Raw genomic sequence first — 22575 nt, forward strand, 5'->3', positions numbered from 1 at the left:
ACAACTACGTAACCCAACTACGTAGTACTACGTAACAACTTGCACGCATGCCGTCCCGGTTTCCCCGAAAGCAATGAAGGTCAAAACCAAAATCTTTCTTCTCGCGGTCGTGCCCTTCCTTGCGGCCATCGCGGGCATCGGTATCGGCGTGCGGTTGCAGGCGACCGCGCTCGCAAAAGCACAGCACGCCACGGTCGAAGCCGCTTACATGTCGAGCAAGGAGCAAGAACTCAAGCACTATGTCGACCTTGCGACGAGCGCCATTGCGCCGTTGTACGAGGCAAGCGTCGATGGCCGGCACGACGCGGACGCCGACGCGCTGCGCACTGAAGCGCTCTCGGTGCTGCAAAAAATGGATTTCGGACGCGACGGCTATTTCTTCGTCTACGACATGAAGGGCAATTCGCTGATGCATCCGCGCGAACCGGACCTGGTCGGCCACAATCTCTGGTCGTTGCGCGACCCGCAGGGGGCCTTGCCGATCCAGCAGTTGATCGCAGCTGCAGCGCAAGGCGGCGGCTACGTCCGCTACGTCTGGCATCGGCCGTCGACCAATCAACTCGAGCCGAAGCTCGGCTACGTTGCCCCACTTTCGCGATGGGACTGGATGATCGGCACCGGTATCTATCTCGACGGCGTGAATGCGGCGCTCGCACGCATCGACGAAAGCGCCTCGGCGAACATTCATCGCACGATGATGTGGATCGGTGCGATCGCATTGGCCGGCTTCGTCGTCATTGCCGCCTTCGCCGTGTTCGTCAATGTCACCGAATACCGCAGCGCCGATGCCAAGCTCAAACGTCTCGCGCAGCGCGTCGTCGAATCGCAGGAACAAGAACGTGCGCGGCTGTCGCGAGAATTGCACGACGGCATTAGTCAGAAGATGGTCTCGGTGAAGCTGCTGCTAGAGTCCGCACTGGCGCGGCTCGAAGCCGCGAACGCGCCGCATGCGCGCGTGCCGAGCGCCGAAGCGGCGCTCTCGACTGGCTTGGTGCGGCTTGCCGACGCGTTGGGCGAAGTGCGCCGGATCTCGCATGCGCTGCGTCCCGCCATGCTCGACGATCTCGGCCTGGCCGCAGCGCTCGAGCAACTGAGCCGCGAGCTCGGCGTGGAAGCGGCTATCGATATCGCGTTCACGCGCACCATTCAGCCGCGCGCGCCCGCACTGCCGGATGGGCTCAATACCGCGTTGTTTCGCATCGCCCAGGAAGCGCTTGCCAATATCCTGCGACACGCGCATGCCACGCACGCTACGCTCGCGCTCGATGTCTCATCGCGCGAAGTAACGCTGTCGATTGCGGACGACGGTTGCGGCTTCGACGTCGATCACGTGCAAGCCGATACGCGCGGCGGCATCGGGCTGCGCAACATGCGCGAGCGGCTCGATGCGCTCGGCGGCACGCTGTCGCTTTCCTCGCAACCGGGACGCACGGTGGTTACCGCGCATGTGCCGCTGCCGCCGCGCGCTTACGAATCGGCTTCCTCTCTCTCACTCACGCACGAAGGCCGCACCTCATGATGGCATCGGGTCAACGCAACGCCACAATCATCATCGTCGACGATCACCCGCTCGTGCGCGACGGCCTGCGTCTGCGGCTCGAAGCCGTGCCCGGGCTCGAAGTGGCCGGCGAAGCCGGTAACGCGCAAGACGCGCTCGCGCTCGCCGAAGCGCTGAACCCCGCACTTGCGCTGATGGACGTCGGTATGAACGGAATGAACGGCATCGTACTGGCCGGTATTTTTCACGAGCGGTTTCCCGAGGTGCGGGTGCTCATGCTGTCGATGCACGACAACCTCGAGTATGTGACCCAAGCGGTGCGCGCTGGGGCAAGCGGCTATGTGCTCAAGGACTCGCCGGCCACCGAAATCGTCCATGCAATCGAGGCCGTGCTCGATAACCGCACGTTTTTCAGCGCCGGCATCGCATCGCGGATGATTCAAGCAAGCGCGCTGCAAACGCCGGTCGAGCGGCTCACGCCACGCGAGTCCGAGATTCTCGACGCGCTGGCCGAAGGCCTGTCGAGCAAGCAGATCGCCCAACGCTATGGCTTGTCCGTGCGCACCGTCGAAACGCACCGGCTCAATCTAAAACGCAAGCTCGACATCGAAGGGCAAGCGGAATTGATCAAGTTCGCGGTCGAGCGGCGGCGGCGATAGCGGTAGCAGCCGCAGTCGCGCCGCACGTCTTGCTCGAACCGGCGTGTCATTGGTCGCGGGCGTTATGCCTTTTCAGGTAGTCGATCAACGCCGGCACGCCGCCTTGTTGCAGTTGCGCCTTGAATTGCCCCTGGTAGATCTGGATCAGCCACGCACCCGACATGTCGATGTCGTAAATCTTCCACACGCCCCCCGCCTTTCCAAGCCGATAGCCGACGTTCTGGCTATCGCCCGGCGTCGTCACCGTTGAGTTGACGACCGCATCGTTGCCGGTGATCGCGCCCTCCTTGAAAGCGAACTTCGCGTCTTGATTGCCGAGCTGCGCAAGCGACGCCGCATAGGTGCGCGTCATCAGCGTGCGGAACTGGTCGGCCAGCTCTTTTTGCTGCTCGGGTGTCGCCTGCTTGAACGCATCGCCGATAGCAATACGCGCCGTGCGATCGAAGTTCGTCGACGGAATGAAGTCTTCTTTGACGATTTTCGTGATCTTCGTCATATCGCCGCTGCGGGCAGCAGCGTCCTTCTTCATAGCATCGACCGTGCCGACGACGGCCTGCTTGACCACGTCGATAGGCGCAGTCTGGGCATGAACGGTTACGCTGACAAACGCGGCGGCGAAAAATGCAAACAGATAACGTTTCATGGGGAATCCGACTGAGTGAAAAAAGTGCTGGCCGGCGCAATCGGCTTGCCAGACATCGCCAAACCTGACGCGCCAACGGCCGATGACAAGCGGTGATGGCCGCCAGTATACCGAGCCTCCTCGCAGCAGTAGCGCGCTTGATACACCCGCTTGCAAACGGATACCTGCCGATACCGCTGACCCGTAGCCGGCCATGGCCCTACCCGGCACGAGCATTGCGCGTGCCGGGAGCGTATCGCGCCGTGGCGCATTGCAGCACGCGGAATCTGGCGTGCCACCCATACGCCGGTATACTTAGACGTTTTGCTCTTTGCCCACCTCTTGCCGACCCATCCATGCTGACGTCCCTTATCGTTCGCCTCGTTGCCTGGTCGGTGCGCCGCCCCTGGTGGGTCGTCGCGCTGGCGCTCGTGCTGGCGGCCGCAAGCAGCATGTATGTCGTTCGCCACTTCAAGATCAACACCGATGTCACCCAGCTCATTGAAAATGAGCCTCGATGGTCCGCGCTCAGCAACGCCATCAACCACGCGTTTCCACAGCGTAGCGGCACGATTTTAGCGGTCGTCGAGGCACCGGCTCCCGAGCTTGCCGACGCCGCCGCCGACGCGCTCGCCGCCGGCTTGACGACGCCAGCCTATGCCGGCAAGGTCGGCGATATCTCGCAACCGGGCGGTGGGCCATTTTTTGAGCATAACGGCATGCTGTTCCTGTCGACGCGAACGCTCGCCGGCACAACATCGCAATTGACGAGCGGGCGGCCGCTGATCAACACGCTCGCGCACGACCCGAGTCTGACCGGTCTGGCCACGACGCTCTCAACCTTGCTCGGCGTGCCGCTCGCATCAGGGCAAGTGAGCCTGCCGGGTATGGCAACGCTGTTCTCGCGCAGTGCCGACACCGTCGACGCGATATTGGCCGGCAAACCCGCTGCTTTTTCGTGGCGCGCGCTCGTCGATGCGGATGCAGCCCGTCAACCCGCCCGCGCATTCGTAACGGTCGAGCCGGTGGTCAACTACGCGGCACTGCGTGCCGGTGCACAAGCCTCGGCCGCTATTCGCACCGCCGCCGAACAACTCGAACTGCAAAAACGTTACGGCGCTGTGGTGCGCCTGACAGGCGAGCAACCGCTTGCCGACGAAGAGTTCGCATCCGTCGCGGACGGCGCCGCGGTCAACGGGGTTGGCACGCTCGTTGTCGTGCTGGGAATTCTCTGGCTGGCGCTGCGCTCGAAGCGGATGATCGGTGCGGTCTTCGTGACGCTTGCGGTTGGCCTGCCGGTGACGGCCGCGCTCGGGCTCTTGATGGTCGGCTCGTTCAACATGATCTCGGTTGCGTTCATGGTGCTGTTCGTCGGTCTCGGGGCCGATTTCACGATCCAATACGGCGTCAAATACCGCGAAGAACGTTTTGGCGACGAGCGTCTCGATCATGCGCTCGTCGGCGCAGCGCATTCGATGGGCATGCCGCTCACGCTGGCCGCAGCGGCCGTCGCCACCAGCTTTTTTTCGTTTTTGCCGACTGCCTACCGCGGCGTCTCCGAGCTCGGCCTCATCGCCGGGGTCGGCATGATCGTCGCTTATCTGAGCACGATGACGTTGCTGCCCGCGCTGCTCAAGCTGCTCGCGCCGCGGGGCGAGGCATCGCACCCCGGCTTTGCGCGGCTGGCGCCCGTCGACGATTACCTGCAAGCGCATCGCAAGCCGATTCTGATCGGCACGCTCATCGTCGTGATCGGCGCGCTGCCCTTGCTGACGCATCTGCGCTTCGACTTCAATCCGCTGCATTTGAAGGACTCGAGCACCGAATCGATGGCGACACTGCTCTCGCTCAAGGATTCGCCCGAGGCCTCGGTCAACGACGTCTCGGTGCTCACGCCATCGCTCCAAGCCGCCGAAACCACCGCCGAGCGGCTCGCGGCGCTGCCCGAGGTCGGCCGCGTGACCACGCTCGCGAGCTTCATTCCCGCCGAGCAGCCGCCGAAACTCGCGTCGATCGCAGCGACATCCGAGGCGCTGATTCCGGCGCTGACCCAACCGCTCGCACCGGCCCCAACGGACGCCCAACGCGTTGCCGCCCTCAAACGCGCATCGAACCAGCTCTCCTACGCGGCGGACGATCATCCCGGCCCGGGCGCGGCCGAAGCGCAGCGTCTGTCAGCAGCGCTCGCCAAGCTTGCCGCAGCCGCGCCTGCGGCGCGCGAGCGGGCAGAGGCGGCCTTCTCCACTCCGCTTCGGCTTGCACTGCACCAGCTCACGATGCTCTTGCAGCCTTCGACGATCACGCGCGCGACGTTGCCGCCGGAAATCGCCAGTCAATGGGTTGCCTCGGACGGCCGCGCACTGGTGCGGATTTCACCGCGCGTGCCGCCAGGCGTGGATTCCGGCGACGACAAGATGCTGCGTCGCTTCGCCAACGCAGTTAAGAAGGCCGACCCGCGCGCCATTGGCGGCCCGATTTCGATCCTGCATTCGGCGAACACGATCATCAAGGCGTTCTTGCAGGCGGCGATGCTTGCCGTGCTCTCGATTACGGTTTTGCTGTGGATCACGCTGGGCCGCTTTGGCGACGTGCTTCGCACGCTGATCCCGCTGCTCGTGTCCGCGCTCGTCACGCTGGAGCTATGCGTCGTATTCGATATGCCGCTGAACTTTGCGAATATCATCGCGCTGCCGTTGATGCTCGGCGTTGGCGTCGCATTCAAAGTCTATTTCGTCATGGCATGGCGGGCGGGGCAAACGAGCCTGCTGCGCTCGAGTCTCACACATGCGGTGCTGTTCAGTGCCGCCACGACGGCAACCGCGTTTGGCAGCCTGTGGCTATCACACCATCCTGGCACGGCCAGCATGGGCCGACTGCTTGCGCTCGCGCTTTCGTGTACGCTCGTCGGCGCAGTTGTTTTTCAGCCAATATTGATGGGCAAGCCGCGCGAGGCGCCCGCACCGAAAAAAGAATTAGAAGGAATCGATGGATAAATTGCGGACTTTGCCGGCGGCGCTTGCTGCCGCGGCACTCATGGCCGGCTGCGCGAGCGCGCCGAACCGGACGGCGGGCGACCCGCTCGAGCCGATGAATCGTGCCATCTTCAGGTTTAACGATGCGGTCGACCAAAGCGTGGCCGTGCCGATCGCCAAGGGCTATCAGAAAATCACGCCGCATCCGCTGCGCACAGCCATCAGCAATTTCTTCTCGAATCTTGGCGATCTGAGCAACGTCGCCAATGAATTGCTGCAGTTGAAAATTACCGATGCGACCGCGGACTTGATGCGCTTCACGATGAACACGACGTTCGGCATTGGCGGTCTGATCGACTTTGCCACGCTCGCAAAGTTGCCGAAGCATCATCAGGACTTTGGCCTGACGCTGGGCCGCTGGGGCATCCCGTCGGGGCCTTATCTCGTGCTGCCGATCTTCGGCCCGAGCACCTTCCGTGACGGCGTGGGGCTTGCCGTCGACGTGCGCTTCAATCCGCTCAACTATGCCGAGCCCGCTGCGCGCACGCCGCTTTACATCCTTCAATTCGTCAGTGCACGCTCGGACATGCTCGGCGCGACGAACATCCTCCAACAAGCCGCGCTCGATAAGTATTCGTTCGTCCGCGACGCTTATCTTCAGCAACGGAAATCACGCTTGAATTCGGGCTCATCGAACGCACCGGCGCTGCCGGACTATGGCGACGAAGAAGATACGGGTTCGAGCACTGCGCCGGCCGCAGTGGCTGCACCGGCGTCGGGAGTCAGCAGCGCGCCGGCGGCTGGCTCGCCGACGTCGCCGGTGTCGCCTGCATCACCCGCCCCGGCCAGCATGCCTGCCGCTCAATAAACCGCTGGCCGCACCCTGTACTCGGGGTGCGCTCGGGAGCGGCTCAAGGACACCCAAGCGCGTGTCCCAGCGCGCGCCGCGCCTCGATCAGCGCCTGCCGGGCCGCGCGTGCATCTCCGGCCAAGCGAATCATGGCGCCCAACTGCCACGGTGCTCGCGCGAGTGCCGCGAGAATGGGCAGCAGCGTGGTCGTGCCATCGTCGCGCAGGCCGGCCGTCGCAGCCGCCGGCAGCGCGCGCCACGCCGGATCGACGACCGCACGGCAGGCCGCGAACGGCAGCCCATGCGCGTGCGCCATCGCCGCGGCGATGTGCGACTCCATATCGACAGCAAGCGCGCCACCCAGACGGTGCAGCACCTCCTTTTCCGCGACAGTCGTAACGGGTGCCGTCACTGCGGCGAGCGTGCCGCGCCGCCAGGACGATTTTAGAGACGACGCGGCGAGTGCCGCGCCGAGGCGCTCGCTCCATGCCGCATCGGTCGCCAGGCGGCCCGACGGCCCCTCGATTGCATCGGCGACGATGAGCGTGCCGGGCACGAGATCCGGTGCGAGCCCGCCGGCGGTTCCGAAGCTGATCACACCCGATGCGCCTTGCGCCAGCGCCGCACTGAGCGCGCGCTCGAGCAGATCGGCGCGCGCGGCAAAGACGGCCTGCACGTCGTGCCCCTGCACGATACGTGCTTCGAACGCCATTCCTGCCACGGCGATAACAGGCATAGTGGGCCGCGCCGTCCGTTGCGCCATCTTCACATGCCGACGCTAACGCGTGCTTGCCCCGCACGCTTGAGATTTCGGTAACGCGCAAGCGCCCACAGTGGAAAGAACTTGCGATAGCCGTGATATCGCAGATAAAAGACGCGTGGGAAGCCCGTCGCCGTAAAACGCGTTTCGTCCCACAAACCGTGTGCACATTGCGTGCGCGTCAGATAAGCGATGCCGCGCGCGACAGCCGGATGATCCGCTTGGCCCGCCGCCATCAGGCCGAGTAATGCCCACGATGTTTGCGAAGCCGTGCTCGAGGCGCGCTCGTAGCCACGGTAATCGAGCTTGTAGCTCGTACCGTCCTCGCCCCAGCCGCCGTCGTCGTTTTGAATCGCGACAAGCCATTGCACCGCGCGCTGCATCCGCGCGTCGTCGTGCGACAGTCCGGCAGCATTGAGCGCACACAGTGCGGTCCATGTGCCGTAGATGTAGTTCATCCCCCAGCGCCCGTACCAGCTGCCGTCGTCTTCCTGTTCCTCGAGCAAGTATTCGTAAGCGCGGCGAGCCGGGTCACTGTTGCCCGGCAGTTCGCCCAACTGGGCCAGCATCGACAGGCATCGGCCGGAAACATCGGCGGTCGGCGGATCGAGCAACGCGCCGTGATCGGAGAACGGAATGTTGTTGAGGTAGTAATGGATATTTTCGGGCTCGAAGGCACCCCATCCGCCATTGCCGCTTTGCATGCCGACCACCCACTCTCTCGCACGGGCAATCGCTTCGCGGTCGATGTTTGAATGCGTCAGCTTGGCCGCGCGATCCATCGCCAACGCGACCACGGCCGTGTCGTCGACATCCGGATAATGCGGATTGGCGTATTGGAAGGCCCATCCGCCCGGGCGCACATCGGGGCGGCGCGAGATCCAGTCGCCGCGCACGTCGAGAATCTGCAGCGGGCGCAGCCATTGCAAGCCGCGCAACACCGCCTGCTCCGCGCGCGGCAGCGCTGTTTCGAGCAGCGCATGCGCCGCCAGCGAGGTATCCCAGACCGGGGACAAGCACGGCTGGCAGTAAGCTTCGTCGTCCGTCACCACGAGCAGCTTGTCGATCGACGCACGCGCAATGGCCCGCTTGGGGTGGTCGGGCGCATAGCCGAGCGTGTCGTACATCATGACGGCGTTCGCCATGGCGGGAAAAATCGCACCGAGGCCGTCGTCGCCATTCAGACGTTCGTCGACAAACGCGACGGCCGCTTCAATCGCGCGTGCGCGTGCGGCCTTCGGAAAAAACCGGTCAACCGCGCGCAAGACCGTATCCACCGCACGAAACACGGCGAACCAGCCGCGGCTCTGGTGTGGCGCACGCGGCAACAGCCTCGCGGAAGCAGGCGAGCCGACAAACAGTTCGTCGATTCGTACACCGCGCGGATTGCGCGCAACCGGCCGCCGCGCGTTGAGTACGAGCAGCGGCACAATGACCGTGCGCGCCCAGTATGAAACCTTCGAAAGGTGGAACGGAAACCAGTCCGGCAACAACGTGATTTCGACCGGCATCATCGGCACGGCGCGCCACGGCATCACGCCATATAACGCGAGCAGAATGCGCGTGAAGACGTTGACCCTTTCCGCGCCACCGGCCGCGAGGATCGCCTGGCGCGCGCGCACCATATGCTCGGCATCTTCGCGTTCGCCGGCCATCTTCAGCGCGAAATAGGCCTTCACGCTCGCGCTGACGTCGAGCGCGCCCTCGGCGAAAAGCGGCCAACCACCATCGGCAAGCTGAATACGGCGCAGGTACCGCACGATCTTGCGCTCGAGCGCCGCGTTCGGCGTCTCGCCGAGATAATGCACAAGCAAGATGTACTCGGCCGGAATCGTGGCGTCAGCTTCGAGTTCATAGGCCCAATGTCCGTCCGGCCGCTGATCGGCGAGGATCGCATCGGTCGCTCGCTCGATCGACACATCGAGCGGATAGGGCTGCGCTTCGCTGCTCATCGCATCGGGCGTCGCCGCGGCAGCCGGTGCTGCGGAAAAATCGTTCATTGGCATTTCATGCGTTCGATTAGGAAGGAAGCGCATGACCGTGTCATGCGCTTCGAATGGATGCTGATGCGCGCACTCGTGCACTCGTACTCACGAGCGGCAAGCCCTGCAAGCGTTCAGAACAACGCGTAACGGGCAACGATCATGGCGAGCCGCAATCGCGGCTTCGCCACGGGCGGGCGCGGCAGATCGAACCCGCGCTCGAGCGTTCGTTCGAGCAGGCATCGGTAAACGCCGGACATAATGCGCGGGGCACGCACCGTTTTTTTCGGCGAGGCGTCCATGATGGCGTCCGCCTCGCGGAAATGGCCGAGTGCGCGCTCAGCCAGTATCGAACAGACACGCGGCAGCGACGGATCATCCGCGATGGCCGACGGATTCGTCGCGGCAATCCCCTCGCGCGCGAGCAACTCACGCGGTAGATAGCAGCGATTGATCACAGCATCTTCGTCGACGTCGCGCAAGATATTGGTCAGCTGCAACGCGCGGCCCAGATGATGCGCCAAGGCGCGGCCTGGCTCGTCGGGCATCCCGAACACGCGTACCGAAAGCCGGCCCGCGGCGCTGGCCACGCGGTCGCAGTAAAGATCGAGCGTCGCTTCGTCGGGTGCGCAAATATCGGCGGCGGCATCCATCGCCATGCCGTCGATCATCGCGTGAAAATCCTCGCGCTGCAGGTCGAATGTCCGAATGTGGCGCGTCAGTGCGGCCAGCAACGGCCGCGGCGTGCCGGCATAGCAAGCGTCGATGTCTTCGCGCCAGCGCTGCAGCGCTGCACTACGCTCGGGGCGCGGGGCGTTGCCGTCGGCGATGTCATCGACCGCGCGGCAAAATGCGTAGATCCGATACATCGCGTCGCGTTGCGTGGCCGGCAGGATGCGCATCGCGAGATAAAACGAACTGCTCGATGTGACGGCAGCGGCGTCAGTTTCTGGTTCGTCCACGACAAGATTGGAAACAGCCAAGGCGAACTCCGCTGTGGCGCCCTCCCGGGCGATTGAAAATCGGTGTTGTCCATGCAGCGAGCCGCTCGAGCACGCTTAAGCGTCGCTCGGGCGGGAGCGCCGGCGGGTGTGCCGGAACGGGCCAAAGTATAGCAATGTTTTTTAGGGCCGTTTAGATCGGGCAACCGCCGTGCCGAGCCGCCCCGGGCCCTGTCGCAGCGTCGATCGAATTGCAGCCGCGAACCGCAGCCGTGAGCCGGCATAGCGCTTACGTCAGCGTCACCGAGCGGTTGCGTCCCTGCCGTTTTGCGCTATAAAGCGCGGCATCGGCTTCGTTGATCAGCACTTCGTAAGTCGGCAGCCCCGGGCGGGCGCTCGCGCCGCCCACACTCGCGGTCACGGGCACCAGCATGCCCTCTGCCTCGACCGGCGTGCCGCTAATAGTCATACGAATCTTCTCGGCGACGACCATGGCATCGGCCAGCGGCGTACAGGGCAACAACAACGCGAATTCTTCGCCGCCGAAACGGCCGAAAGTATCGTGCGTGCGAACGGCGCCGACCACGCGTTGCGCCATGACGCGCAGCACCGTGTCGCCCACCGCATGGCCGTAGCGGTCGTTGATGTTCTTGAAGTGATCGAGATCGAAAAGCAGCACCGACAACTCGCCGCCGTAGCGCTGCCAGCGTGTGAACTCGTCGCGCAGGCGCCCTTCGAAAAAGCGCCGGTTGGCAATGCCGGTCAGCCCGTCGAGATTGGCGTACTCACGCAGCTTGACGACTGCTTCCTCGCGCTCGCGCTGCATGACGCTCACGTGTGTCACATCGGAAATCGTCACGCACACGGCAACGACGTCGCGCCCGCGTGTGACCGGCATGAACGTGCAATCCTGCTGCATGAAGTCGACCCCACCGGTAATGGGCCGGTCGTGATCGAACTTGAAGAGGTAGGGACGCTGCTCCCACGAACTGAAAGCGAAGCTGCCGAGTTGGAAGACACTTTCAACCTTGCGCGTAAGCCACACGCGCGGCAGCTCGGGAAAACTGTGGAAAATCGATTTGCCGACCACTTGCTCTGCCGTGAGCCCGCTGTGATCCTGCATGAAGCGGTTCCACATCAGCACGTTCATTGCACGATCGAGCACGAAGATGCCAAAACCGACCCGCTCGATGACGAGATCGCTAAGCGGTTGCTCCGTCTGCGTACTCATAGGCTGGACAGGATCCCGTTGAGCGCTTCGTGCATGCGGCGGATTGAATCTTCGGCCATCAGCATCACGAGGTGTGCACGGAACGTTTGATTCTCCAGTGCGAAGTTGACTTCGAGCAACAGCGCGATTTTCCACGCGAGCACGTCGGCTTGAAAAACGTCCTCGAGTACGATTTTTTCGCCAAGCAGGCCGGGCGCCGAGAAGATCGGCGTGCGGTCGAACTGGTTCAAGATGCACGACACGCACGCGCCGGTCAGCACATTGGCCACATCGAACATCAGCTCGGTCTGGCTCACCGATTCATAGGCCGAATGCACGTACGGGTCGTTGACGAGTGCGCACAGGTTGCCCACGCCGCTGCTGCGGCAAATGACGAGCGCTTCGCCTTTGATGTCCGAGCGAAAGCCCTGGCGCACGGCGGTCACGTGCTCGTCGATGCCGGTCATCTCGCGCAGCGTCAACGCCGCCTCTTCCACTCGCACGACACGCACCCGCGGTACCGACAACTCAATGAATGTATCGAGCAGTTGAGCGAGGCGCGTGGCGGCCTGGCCCATCGCCAGATTGGCGATTTCCTGCAGCGCGTCTCGCTGTTCTTCGGACAAGGCGTGCTCACGCATACAACCCGTACTCCTTGAGGATGGGCAACAACGCCTCCGGGGTCACGGGCTTCGCAATGAACGCCGCGGCGCCCAGCACACGCACGCGTTCTTGTGCGAGAGGTTGAATATCGGCCGAGACGACGATCACGAACGTATTGAGGTCTTCGTGCTGCAGCGCCTCGAGTACCTGGTAACCCGTCATGTCCGGCATCGTCAGATCGAGAAACATCACCGACGCTTTGCCGGCGCGATAAAGCGCAAGCGCCTCCCGTCCGTTCGATGCATATGCGATGTCGACGTCCCAATCGTCGGGCAAGGCTTTCGTCAAAACCTTGCGGGCGAGCAGAGAATCATCGGCGATCACAATCGGCAGAGGCATGGCAGGCGTGACGAGAAACAAAACAAACTATGCCGGGTTAACGGCGGACCGGGAATGTTCTTTAGCGAGAAGCATGTGTCGACAGTTCGCAGTGCTGCCGGTTACCCCCACGGTGGCAGGCGCCAAGGCGCGGCTTGCGCGCGCCGTCTCGCCGTGAAGCCGCTCACTTCACGGTGCCCGATGTGACTGGCCTTATCTTTTTCTGAAAAACTTGAAGCGAAAGTTTGTTGGCAAACAGGCGAAAAATCAACTCTTCAATTTCGGACGACTTGCGGAATCCTCGTACCCACCGCTGACGCGAAGAAATAAATATGACGTGCCGCGCCGCCGCCGAGAGAATTATTCTTTTATGTACGTTTGCGCTTCGGAATTTGTCGCTGATTTAAGTCAGCCAAGGGGGGCATGGCACCCCGCAGCGCCGTGAATGTTACGTCAGGTCACGGTTCAACTCGCTTATGATTGAGCCAAGCAACCGCACCCTTATTGGACCTTTCCACCATGACGCGTCTGCGGCACGGCGCACCCGAAGCAAACGGCAGCCCTTCTGGCTGGCAGGACGAAACGTCGTACCCGGCTCTTCCCGAGCCGGATTTCGCCGTAAGGCGCATCACGCTCATCGTGCTGCTCGGCGCAGCGATCATATTGCCGTGCGTGTACGCCGCTGCGATGGCTTACTCGGACTTTCGCACACGTGTTGCTGCGGCAACCGATGCAACGGTTCGCACGGTGCGCATTGCCGAAGAACACGCACTGAAAGTATTCGATTTGAACGAAACCTTGAACGCGCGCATCGACGACCTCGTGCGCGGTCTCGACAACGACAACATACGCGCGCAGGAAGCCGGGATTCACGACGCGCTGCAACGAATGGGCGGCGGTTATCCGCAGGTTGCAGCGGTTTCGATCTTCGGTCCTCAAGGTAGCCTGCTCGCGAACAGCCGCTACTACCCGGCGCCGCATGCATCGATCGCAGACCGCGAGGATTTTGTCGGCATCCGCGGCGGGCGCATTCTCGAGCACATTTCGAAAACGATGACCTGGCATGCCGGCACGGGCGAAGCCGTCTTCAACACAGGCATTGCACGCCGCAACGCGGACGGTTCGTTCGCAGGCCTGGTCTCGATCGCGCTCAGGCGTTTCTATTTTGAATCGTTTTATCGCGAGCTCCTTGGGCCCGAAGCGCACGCGCTCACCCTGTCGCTGAGGCGCGCCGACGGCGCGCTGCTCGCCTCTTATCCGCCTCGATCCGACGAAGCCCCGATCCCCGCCGCATTCGCGTCCGAGCTGGCCGGCAATAGCCGATCAGGCATCTTGCGTGTCGGGTCATCGCCCGAAACAGGCAGCGGCGAGATTCTCGCTTTCCGACGCGTGGGCGCCTATCCCGTCTACGTTTCGTGTGCGTACGATGGCGCTGCGATTTGGGCGGACTGGTATCGACGCGCTGCGGTGTTTGCCGCATCGATCTTCGCCCCGTCGATCGTCCTTTGGTTCGCGCTCGGTTTATCGTTGCGGCGCCTCTCGGCGGAAGAGGAATCATGGACGCGCTGGCAGACCGAAGCCTCGATGCGCCGTTCGATCGAAACGGCTTACCGACAGGCGCGCAAGATGGAGGCGCTTGGCAACCTCGTCGGCAGCGTCGCGCACGACTTCAATAATCTACTGATGATTGTCGCCGCCAACGTCCAGATTGCACGACGGCGCGGCGCCAACAAAATGGAAAGCGAGTTGGGTGCCATCGAACGTGCACTCAAGAGCGGCCAATCGCTGACGCGGCAACTGCTTGGCGTCGCGCGCAAGCAACCGCTGCGAAGCGAAACGATCGACCTGGCGCGCTGGCTTTCGTCCAGCCGCGAGTTGCTCAGTGCGTCGCTTGGGCCGAAGGCGAGCCTCGTCATCGACGTTGCACCGCACATATGGCCTGTGGAAGTCGACAACGCCGAACTCGAATTGGCGCTTATCAACATCGCGGTGAACGCACGCGATGCGATGCCGAACGGCGGGCGCTTCAAGGTACGCGCGGCCAACCTGCATCTTGGACGCGAAAGCGGCTTTGCGCTTGATGGCGAGTTTGTCCAGCTTTCGCTCGAGGATACGGGCACCGGCATGGCGCCCGACGTGCTCGCTCACGCGTTCGAGCCGCTATACACGACGAAGCCGCAAGGAATGGGGACGGGCCTTGGCTTGCCGCAAGTATTCGCGTTTTGCGAGCGCTCCGGCGGGCTTGCGACAATCGAAAGCAAGCTGGGCGCGGGGACTTGCGTACGTCTTTACCTGCCCCGAGCACATGGCGAGCCCGCGGAGAATTCGCTCGCCGAGCCGTGCTTCGACGACCTCACTGCGACAAGCAGCGGCTTGCGGATTTTGCTCGTGGAAGACAACGACGAAGTTGCGGCCAGCACGGAAGCCTTGTTAAGAATGATGGGACACGAAGTCACTTGCGTGTTCAATGCCGATGCAGCGACGCAATTGATTGAAAGCGCGCCGGTTGCGCGTTTCGATGTCCTTATTTCAGATATACACATGCCGGGCGACAAAAACGGCATCGATCTTGCGGAACTCGCGCAGACGCTCGTGCCCCCGTTGCCCGTTATTCTGATTACCGGCTACGCGCAGGAACTCGAGCGCGCGCGCAATGGCACAGCACGCGTGCTGTCGAAGCCGTTCGATATTGACCTGTTGGAAACGATACTGCAGACCATTCGACGCGAAAGCGAGGAACGCATGCCCACCGCCGGTAAGTCGGGCTGAGGCCTCGGCGCGTTTCTTGCGTGAATTCGTGCACCGCTAGCGAAACGCGAGGAGAGCATCATGCAACACACAGTTATTGCATTCTTCGATACTTATGCCGCAGCGGAGACAGCGCGCGAGGCCCTGGTCGCCAATGGGATCGCGAGGGAATCCGTCGCGTTGCAGGCGCGATGCGAACCGACCTATGTCACCGACGCGACGACCGTCGTCGAACCGCCAGTAAGCGATCAGGGCTTGCTGGCCAGTATCGAGCGGTTCTTTGAATCGCTTTTTGCCAGCACGCCAGCGCAACCGGAGACGAGGCAATATGCCGAGGCAGTGCGCCGGGGCGCGGTCATGCTGAGTGTCGATGCGGCGAGCGACGAGGCATGCGAGTCGGCGCGCGCGACGCTTGCGACGATGCACCCGATCGATATCGAAGAGCGCGCCGCCACGTGGACGGCACCCAGTGATGCGGCCATCCGCGAGCGCTCTCCGCTCGAGGAGCTCGGTATTAGCCGCGGCGGGCGTGCCTCGGCACAAGGCCCTGTGCGCAGCTACGCACGCGATACAGATAGTTCGCCCGCCCCTGATGCTCGCGCGCCGCGCGAGATGATGGCAGATGAAGCGGCGGCGATGGCGGTTGCAGCCGGCTCAGCACCGGGCATGGGCGCGGTGCTGACGGCTGGCCATGGAAAAGCTCAGCGCAGTGGCGCGACGCCGGCTGCATCCGATGCCCCGGCAGCGTCTGCGGCATCCACCGGGTCGCCGGCCTCGGTGCCTGACGAGTATCTCCAAGAAGAAGAGCATTTTCGCGGCGAGGGCGAAGACAACGGCAGTGACGCAGGCGAACATCGATGAGTCAGGACGCTGTCACCGTTACTTTCACTCCTTGGCAGTAACGGAATGCCGTTTGACCCAGGCTTCGAAACGGTCGACGAAGGTTTGCAGAAATTTTCGCGTGCCCTCGTTTGCAATGCCGCCCGACGCATCGAAGAAGTCGTCCGTGTGTTTCAAAAAGACTTCGGGCTGCCCGAGCGTCGGGACATCGAGGTACGCCAGCACATTGCGCAGATGCTGCTGCGCGAGCGCCGTACCGGTGGATCCTACCGAGATGCCACAGGTCGCGGCGGGCTTGTCCTTCCATGAGTTACTGCCCCACGGACGCGAACCCCAATCGAGTGCGTTTTTGAGCACTCCTGACATCGAACGGTTGTATTCGGGGGTCACGAAAAGGAGCCCGTCGCTCGCCTCGATCTGCTGCTTGAATGTGCGCGCAGCTTGCGGAAAGTCTGGGTCGTAGTCTTGCGAATAGAGCGGCAGCGTGCCGATATCCAATAAGGTGAACGAAAACTCGGGACTAGCGAGTTTCGTCAGTGCGTGCGCGAGCTGCTTGTTGAACGAGTCGCGGCGCAAGCTGCCTACGACTACTCCGATTCGATAAGCCATTCCAGTCGCTCCTTTGAGAGGAAATCCCGAAGCAGTGCTTGGGGTGCCTCCGATGATAGTCGCCTATGCGATTACGCGAAGGCCATTTTGCATGCATGCCAGCCTGATGTCGGCGGGCTATGGGTTTGCGCTCTCCTTTCCACAAGCTTTTCCACAGAATCTGTGGATAACTCCGGTGGCATCGTCCTGACTTACGAATCGTCACATCCGTGACGTTTTCATGACTATGAAACATCGTGTGCAGCCCGCACGCACGCTGTGCACTCGTCTACGTGTTGGAGAACTATATGCCGGCGGTCGTAGCGATACGGTCGGGTTCAGTCGAACAACGTGCGCACGGCTTCGGGAGGACGACCGATAACTGCCCGTCCATTGCGGATGACGATCGGCCGTTGCAGCAGCAGCGGGTGAGCTGCAAGCGCTTCGAACAGCGCCGCATCGCTGAGCGCAATGTCGTCCAGACCGAGTTGCTCGTAAAGCGGCTCCGAATCTCGAATCATGTCGCGCACCGCGCCACCCAACATTCGGTGCAAATCTTTCAATTGCTCTTTATCGAGCGGCTCTTTCAAGTACTCGATGACACGTACCGGTTCTGCCGAGGCCGCCACTGCGCCCCGAACGAGCTCGCAGGCGGCGCGAGATTTTGAGCAGCGCGTGTTGTGATAAATCGTGACCACGACGATAACCTCTTGTCGGTGTTGGATAAACGGAACCAGATTGTACGAGATGACGCGGTGGACTTAACTCGCATCAGCGGTTGCATTCGATTTCTATTGATTTATTTTTAATCGTCGACAAAAAGAAATAGCAACCGAGGTTTTCGCTCGATGCTCGCCGCAGGCTGGATCTTGGCAATCTCAGCCGAGCATCCAGTCCACATTGATTTTTTCCCCTTTGGAGTCGAATTCGTCTACGAACGTTTGAAAGCGCTACTCCGCGTTCACGAACGATTCCGCGCACCTGTCGAATGCCGGTTTTGAAGGGTATCGCAAGCGAACGTAGGCGCTATTCGCGCCTCTTCGTTCCCGCTTAATGGCTATCGCATGAGTTGAGCAGCGCCTAATTGCACACATCAACTGTGAGGGTCGCGAGATCTGAATGCATGCGCGATCGTAATAAGGCGGCAATTGAATCGCGCCTCAGTCTTTATGCGCATAAAGACTGAGGCTGTGACGAAGCCTATCGATGCAAGAAGAAACCTGGCGCCGGCGTCAGCGCCGCGATGGATCCAGCGTAGACGGGCAGCGATTACGATTGAGACATACCGGCTCGCAACAGACGGTCGAGTCGGACGCCGCCGCAAAATGCGTCGGCGGACTAGCAAACACGAGAGCATCCCGAAAAGCCAGGCCAAATTTGGCCGTACGGATCGCCCTTACGCACCGCAGCGACCTCTTTATGCGCATAAACCTGGCCAAATAGCCAAATGTCGCAAGAACACCACAGAAAATCGGTTGTAATAAAAAATCGGCAAGGTAGAATTCATCGACTTGTTACGGAGCGAATAAATTGGCAGCTGAAATCGTCGCGGTAACTCAACAAAAAGGCGGGGTTGGCAAGAGCACGATCGCCATGCATCTTGGCGCGGCCTTCCACGAACGCGGGAAACGAGTCCTTGTCGTCGATGCCGATGGTCAAAATACGTTGATCCATTGGTCAAGCGCATCCGCCGATGGCGATTCGGGCATTCCATTTCCAGTGGTGAACCTCGCCGAAGCGGGTAGCCAGATCCACCGCGAGATAAAAAAATTCATCGGCGACTATGACGTCATCGTTGTCGACTGTCCGCCTTCGATAACCGAGAAGGTGTCAGGGGTCGTACTACTTGCTGCGTCGATCGCCGTCATTCCAACGTCTTCATCGCCTGCCGATTACTGGTCCAGCGTCGGACTCGTAAAGCTCATCCAACAAGCGCAGGTGATGAACGAAGACCTGAGAGCCGTATTCCTTCTGAACAAGACAGAAGAGAAGCGAATGTTGACGCGTGAGTTAAAGCGCGCACTGGAAGAGCTAGGGTTTCCATTACTGAAAACCCAAATCCCCACACGAGAGGCCTACAAGCAAGCAATGGCCCTTGGCCAAACAGTGCTGCAAATGAACGACCGCGGCGCCAAGCTGGCCGCCGCTGAGATTCGTGCCTGCGCCGCAGAGCTTGCCGCGTTGCTCCCCTGAGTTTATGCGCATAAAGGAACCCCAATGAAACCATCCCAGTTCGCCAAAGGCTTCCAAGCGCGGCCCGATACCACAAGCAGCGAAAAGCGTACGGCGCTTGACCGGTTGAATGCGATCGATGATTTGGTCAAGAGCGACAGCTCGCCAGCGACCAAGCCTCCGCAGCATCCGAGGGCGGCAAACCTTGCCCCCGCGGCCGATAACGACGACACCGCGAATGAATCAGCGGAATACCGCACATGGCGTCTGGCGCATGGCTACAGCCCCGGGCAAGTCGTTGATCTCGAGCTCAAGGCGATCAAGCCGAGTCCGTTCAATCCGCGTCATTTCTATTTGAAAGCGTCGATCGCGGAGCTCGCCGTCAACCTCGCAAAGCAGGGGCAGCAGCAAGCGATTCACGTCATACCGGACTACGCGAACCCTGGAACCTACTTCGTCAGTGATGGCGGGCGGCGCGTCCGTGCGCTAAAAGAAGCGAATAAGGAGACCGTCAAGGCAATCGTCGTTGACCTTCCTATTGGCATTCAAAGCTACAAGCTCGGCTACGATCTCAACGTTCAACGGGATTCACAGACTGTTTTCGACAACGCGATTGTCTGGAGACGCTTCCTTGACGAACAGCACTTCCAAAGTCAAAAGGAGCTCGCCGAGCATCTCGGCCTCGACGAGTCGACCGTCGCCGTAGCGCTTTCGCTTTCAAAGCTCCCCGAGTCGATCATGCAGGAAATGGTGGGCAGGCCCGATCGTTTCGGTTCCAACATGGCGTATCAAGTGGGCCGCTACCACGCGGCGCGCGGCGTCGACGCGACGTTGCGGCTCATCAACAAAATTGTTTCGGACGATCTGAGCACGCGCCAAGTGGCCGATATCGTCAAGGGCCGTACCGGACCGCAAGAAAGCCCCAAGCCTGCGGGCCGCCAACGTTACGCCCAACGGATGGAGATCAAGCTCGACGGCGTCTCGGTCGGCGATTTGAAGTCCTACGGCGATGATCGGCTGGAGTTAAGGTTGCGCGGCTTGTCGCGGGAAAAGCGCGATGAGATCCTGCACCAACTAGAACTCATCTTGCTGCCCAAGCAGTGATGCGAAGGCGGTGAGCACACACATGGCATAACTCGCTCACCGCAACACCCGCAATACCTTATCGCGATCGACGCGAGAGGGTACAGAGTAGAGCGGTTCGAGGCTTCAGTAACGCCGGTGGCACGTCAAGCCGCGCGGGAATGTCGGAGCGTGAAGGCGAGCAAGTCACCATCGGTCGGCTCGCCCCACGTTTTGCGCGCAAGCCAATCAAAGAACGCTGTCTCGGCAAGTTTGGAGCCCAGACCACGACGACGCCAGTCGTCCTTCAAATGCGCACCAAGCCCCGGCAATATTTCTTCTTCGAATGACTGCCGAGCAAGCCCCTGTTCCGACTCACCTTGCTCCTCGTAGAGCGATTTCGCTTCCTTGCGACGGTATGCGCCGTACTCATCGAGCAGGCGAGCCTTGAGCTCATCCGTTGGCGCGGAAATCGCTGAAGCCTTCTGAGCCGTGCCAGCGGGCGGCGTCATTTCGACAGCCGGAGCGTAGCCCTTTTTGAGCGCGTCCTTGAACAGTGCAGGGGCGCTTCGCACCGGAGGCAGCGTCGTGCTTCGCATGCGCTGCTCGGTCATTTGAAGTGCGGCCCGGATTCGATTCTCTTCGCTGTCCGCGTACAGCGTTTGCGCTTCCTTGAGCGGAATGCCGATCTTGACCATACGATCGACAAGCGTGCTGTCGAAGACATTTGGATGTTCGTCGAGCGCGAGCATCGGCTGCTTGCGCTCGGTGACGCGAAACTGAATCTCGGCTACACGCCGGCCTTCCCGGTGTTCGATCAGCTCGACAAAGATGTTCGTGACGGCGTTCACCTCGGCAATGGCCGGCCGCAGGTAATCCCGTTTGAAATATTTGTATTCGCGTTTCGCTTCGTCGCCGGCCTCTGTATCGGGCGTGCCCGAGAGGATGGGCCGCCACCATGCCCACGACTCGCGCATCGTGAGATGGCTCGGATTCGTCAGATAGCGAACGCATATTTCATAGAGCGCCAAGCCCGCGCTGCTGCGCAGTTGGCTTTGAAATTGAAGGCTCAAGCGCGCATACTGCACCGGGTCCAACAGCTTTTTCTTGATCTTCGGTGCGAACGAAAACTCCACCCAGACGCGCCGCGTAGCCGGATCTTCGAGAATTTCGGCGTCTGCAATCAACGTCGAGATACCCCATTTGCGGCCCGGCTTCTGGCTCGAGGTTCCCTGGCTCCATTCAACCTGCACCGAGACCATGCGCCGAAGGTGCTCTTTGACAAGCGCGGTATCGTTGGAATCGAAGGCCGAATTCGCGACGATATCGGAGAGCAAAGCGCGATAGGTATCGCCGGATTCATCCGCCTGCTGCGCCACCGCGAGCAAGACGTTGAACAGTTTGCGAGTGAGCAGCGTGATTTTCCCGCTCTTCGGCTGAATGGCAATTGCCTCGACGGCCTTGCGCAGTTCGGCTGAGCTTGGGCTCACCACATCGGTTTTCTTCGCGCGCTTCGTTGCCATGCGTCGGGTCGGGAAGAGGGTTGCCAAGAGCATACCGGAGTGCGGTGAACCTCGTCTACAGGCACGTTCTCACCCTCTCCGGTGAATCCCGCTTAGAAACGCGAACTCACCTCGAGGGGTCCCGAAAACTATCACCCATGCACGCATTGAAGGCCAAGCAGCTGCGTTATAAATCGCGGCGTAGACGAAAGTACTCGCTTCGGCTGTAGTTCCCAACCGCCTTTTACAGCTCCCGGAAACGCTCACCACATCCGATGTGGCGGTTTTGCGACGATTATCAGGCTCTCGCGGTAGCGAGCATCAAATGCGCTCTAACGAGAATAATAAGCACCCGCGCGCAGCATTGATCCGGACAAACATTCCCTGCCGACGCAGAACGTCATCCCCACACCGCACGATAGCGGGTGGCTCTATCAGTTCGTGCACTTTCGAATGCCTCCCGCAAACACTCACCGTTCCTCGAAGGGAAGCGTCCGTGGATAGGTACTGCCAGCGAATTGGGCTTCGCGCAGACGCCGCTTCGGCTCCCTGAAAACACTCACCTTTAAGCGGGCTTTACCCACGAGTGATCGCCGTTTGGCAGCCACCCGCTCGCGACTAAGACGGTCCCGAAAAAGCTCACCTGACCTTCCGCCCGCAGGAAATTCGCTTTATCTTCGCGGACTTAGTCTTTGACTTTCGAGCGTTGCTTTCGCTACCGCCTCCTCCCGAATTGGCTCACCTAATAAGCGCCTGCGACGAGGCGGCTCGATATACCGGTCGTCGTCAATGCCTCCCGCAAACCATCACCTTTGCAATGACGGCGGTATCAAATTCGTCCTCACCTATCAGTCTGCATGCCATTCATATCGAAAGTAATGGCTAACTTCGATCCACTCGGCAAGAGATCCTTTTGGAGAGCTCCCGCAAAGGCTCACCGTTGAATGTTGGCGGTTCCGAGTGACTATTGAGCAAGCAAATGGCATCAGCGCTCCTGAAAACACTCACCTTGGAATCCATCGCGTGATTGGCAGGCGGGCTAAAACATAGGTTTTTCCATATCCAACGAGGCCCCCGTATTAGCTCACCTTAACGGTTCGCCAAATAATCTATGGCACCGCTTTCCCGCAAAAGCTCACCGAAAACGTCGTTGCCGTCCTGCACTGGCTCACCATTAGAGGATTTGGC

The 22575-nt window shown here is 61.2% G+C and carries 18 protein-coding genes; 8 read left to right on the forward strand and 10 right to left on the reverse strand.

The window, feature by feature from the left end; translation table 11 throughout:
- Positions 1-73 precede the first annotated feature (73 nt).
- Positions 74-1519, forward strand: coding sequence for a cache domain-containing protein (locus ACSQ20_RS23610; RefSeq protein WP_436024758.1), 1446 nt, complete (start codon positions 74-76; stop codon positions 1517-1519).
- Positions 1516-2157, forward strand: a complete 642-nt coding sequence (locus ACSQ20_RS23615) for a response regulator (protein ID WP_436024760.1) — start codon at positions 1516-1518, stop codon at positions 2155-2157. Before ACSQ20_RS23610 ends, ACSQ20_RS23615 begins: the two co-directional genes overlap by 4 nt.
- A 46-nt stretch (positions 2158-2203) precedes the next feature.
- Here the strand turns inward: ACSQ20_RS23615 and ACSQ20_RS23620 are convergent, their stop codons facing one another.
- Complete coding sequence (locus tag ACSQ20_RS23620; RefSeq protein ID WP_436024762.1) at positions 2204-2800, reverse strand: MlaC/ttg2D family ABC transporter substrate-binding protein; 597 nt, start codon at positions 2798-2800, stop codon at positions 2204-2206.
- A 335-nt stretch (positions 2801-3135) separates the two neighbouring features.
- Between ACSQ20_RS23620 and ACSQ20_RS23625 the strand changes: the two genes are divergently transcribed.
- Together ACSQ20_RS23625 and ACSQ20_RS23630 are read left to right on the forward strand one after the other, a co-directional pair.
- On the forward strand, positions 3136-5772 hold the full coding sequence (locus ACSQ20_RS23625; protein WP_436024764.1) for an MMPL family transporter: 2637 nt from the start codon (positions 3136-3138) through the stop codon (positions 5770-5772).
- A complete protein-coding gene (locus ACSQ20_RS23630; RefSeq protein WP_436024766.1) occupies positions 5765-6619 on the forward strand; it encodes an MlaA family lipoprotein in 855 nt (284 codons plus the stop codon). Before ACSQ20_RS23625 ends, ACSQ20_RS23630 begins: the two co-directional genes overlap by 8 nt.
- 43 nt (positions 6620-6662) lie before the next feature.
- Here the strand turns inward: ACSQ20_RS23630 and ACSQ20_RS23635 are convergent, their stop codons facing one another.
- From ACSQ20_RS23635 to ACSQ20_RS23660, 6 genes are all read right to left on the reverse strand, one after another.
- The gene (locus ACSQ20_RS23635; protein ID WP_436024768.1) at positions 6663-7337 is read right to left on the reverse strand and encodes a phosphorylase; all 675 of its coding nucleotides are present in this window, start codon (positions 7335-7337) and stop codon (positions 6663-6665) included.
- Between the two features lie 29 nt (positions 7338-7366).
- Complete coding sequence (gene shc, locus ACSQ20_RS23640; RefSeq protein WP_436024770.1) at positions 7367-9361, reverse strand: squalene--hopene cyclase; 1995 nt, start codon at positions 9359-9361, stop codon at positions 7367-7369.
- 116 nt (positions 9362-9477) lie between these two features.
- On the reverse strand, positions 9478-10326 hold the full coding sequence (gene hpnD, locus ACSQ20_RS23645) for a presqualene diphosphate synthase HpnD (protein WP_436024772.1): 849 nt from the start codon (positions 10324-10326) through the stop codon (positions 9478-9480).
- A gap of 247 nt (positions 10327-10573) precedes the next feature.
- Positions 10574-11515 (reverse strand): sensor domain-containing diguanylate cyclase, encoded by a 942-nt coding sequence (locus ACSQ20_RS23650; protein WP_436024774.1) that lies wholly within the window; start codon positions 11513-11515, stop codon positions 10574-10576.
- Positions 11512-12135 carry a chemotaxis protein CheC gene (locus ACSQ20_RS23655; protein WP_436024776.1) on the reverse strand — a complete coding sequence of 208 codons (624 nt, stop codon included), beginning with the start codon at positions 12133-12135 and terminating at the stop codon, positions 11512-11514. The genes ACSQ20_RS23650 and ACSQ20_RS23655 overlap by 4 nt, the downstream gene beginning before the upstream one ends.
- Positions 12128-12496, reverse strand: coding sequence for a response regulator (locus ACSQ20_RS23660; protein ID WP_436024778.1), 369 nt, complete (start codon positions 12494-12496; stop codon positions 12128-12130). Before ACSQ20_RS23660 ends, ACSQ20_RS23655 begins: the two co-directional genes overlap by 8 nt.
- 498 nt (positions 12497-12994) lie before the next feature.
- Between ACSQ20_RS23660 and ACSQ20_RS23665 the strand changes: the two genes are divergently transcribed.
- Together ACSQ20_RS23665 and ACSQ20_RS23670 are read left to right on the forward strand one after the other, a co-directional pair.
- Positions 12995-15244: an ATP-binding protein gene (locus ACSQ20_RS23665; RefSeq protein WP_436024780.1), complete on the forward strand. Its 2250-nt coding sequence runs from the start codon at positions 12995-12997 to the stop codon at positions 15242-15244.
- Between the two features lie 60 nt (positions 15245-15304).
- Complete coding sequence (locus tag ACSQ20_RS23670) at positions 15305-16084, forward strand: hypothetical protein (RefSeq protein WP_436024782.1); 780 nt, start codon at positions 15305-15307, stop codon at positions 16082-16084.
- Between the two features lie 24 nt (positions 16085-16108).
- Here the strand turns inward: ACSQ20_RS23670 and ACSQ20_RS23675 are convergent, their stop codons facing one another.
- On the reverse strand, positions 16109-16672 hold the full coding sequence (locus ACSQ20_RS23675; protein ID WP_436024784.1) for an NADPH-dependent FMN reductase: 564 nt from the start codon (positions 16670-16672) through the stop codon (positions 16109-16111).
- A 317-nt stretch (positions 16673-16989) separates the two neighbouring features.
- Positions 16990-17349 carry an arsenate reductase (glutaredoxin) gene (gene arsC, locus ACSQ20_RS23680; protein WP_436024786.1) on the reverse strand — a complete coding sequence of 120 codons (360 nt, stop codon included), beginning with the start codon at positions 17347-17349 and terminating at the stop codon, positions 16990-16992.
- Positions 17350-18181: 832 nt separating this feature from the next.
- Between arsC and parA the strand changes: the two genes are divergently transcribed.
- Together parA and ACSQ20_RS23690 are read left to right on the forward strand one after the other, a co-directional pair.
- Positions 18182-18844 (forward strand): ParA family partition ATPase, encoded by a 663-nt coding sequence (parA, locus tag ACSQ20_RS23685; RefSeq protein WP_436024788.1) that lies wholly within the window; start codon positions 18182-18184, stop codon positions 18842-18844.
- A 24-nt stretch (positions 18845-18868) separates the two neighbouring features.
- Positions 18869-19927 (forward strand): ParB/RepB/Spo0J family partition protein, encoded by a 1059-nt coding sequence (locus tag ACSQ20_RS23690; RefSeq protein ID WP_436024790.1) that lies wholly within the window; start codon positions 18869-18871, stop codon positions 19925-19927.
- Positions 19928-20052: 125 nt separating this feature from the next.
- On the opposite strand, the gene ACSQ20_RS23695 is transcribed toward ACSQ20_RS23690, so the two are convergent.
- Positions 20053-21408, reverse strand: a complete 1356-nt coding sequence (locus ACSQ20_RS23695) for a replication initiation protein (RefSeq protein ID WP_436024792.1) — start codon at positions 21406-21408, stop codon at positions 20053-20055.
- Between the last annotated feature and the right edge of the window lie 1167 nt (positions 21409-22575).

This window comes from Trinickia sp. LjRoot230, from assembly GCF_964253315.1.
GTDB lineage: Bacteria > Pseudomonadota > Gammaproteobacteria > Burkholderiales > Burkholderiaceae > Trinickia.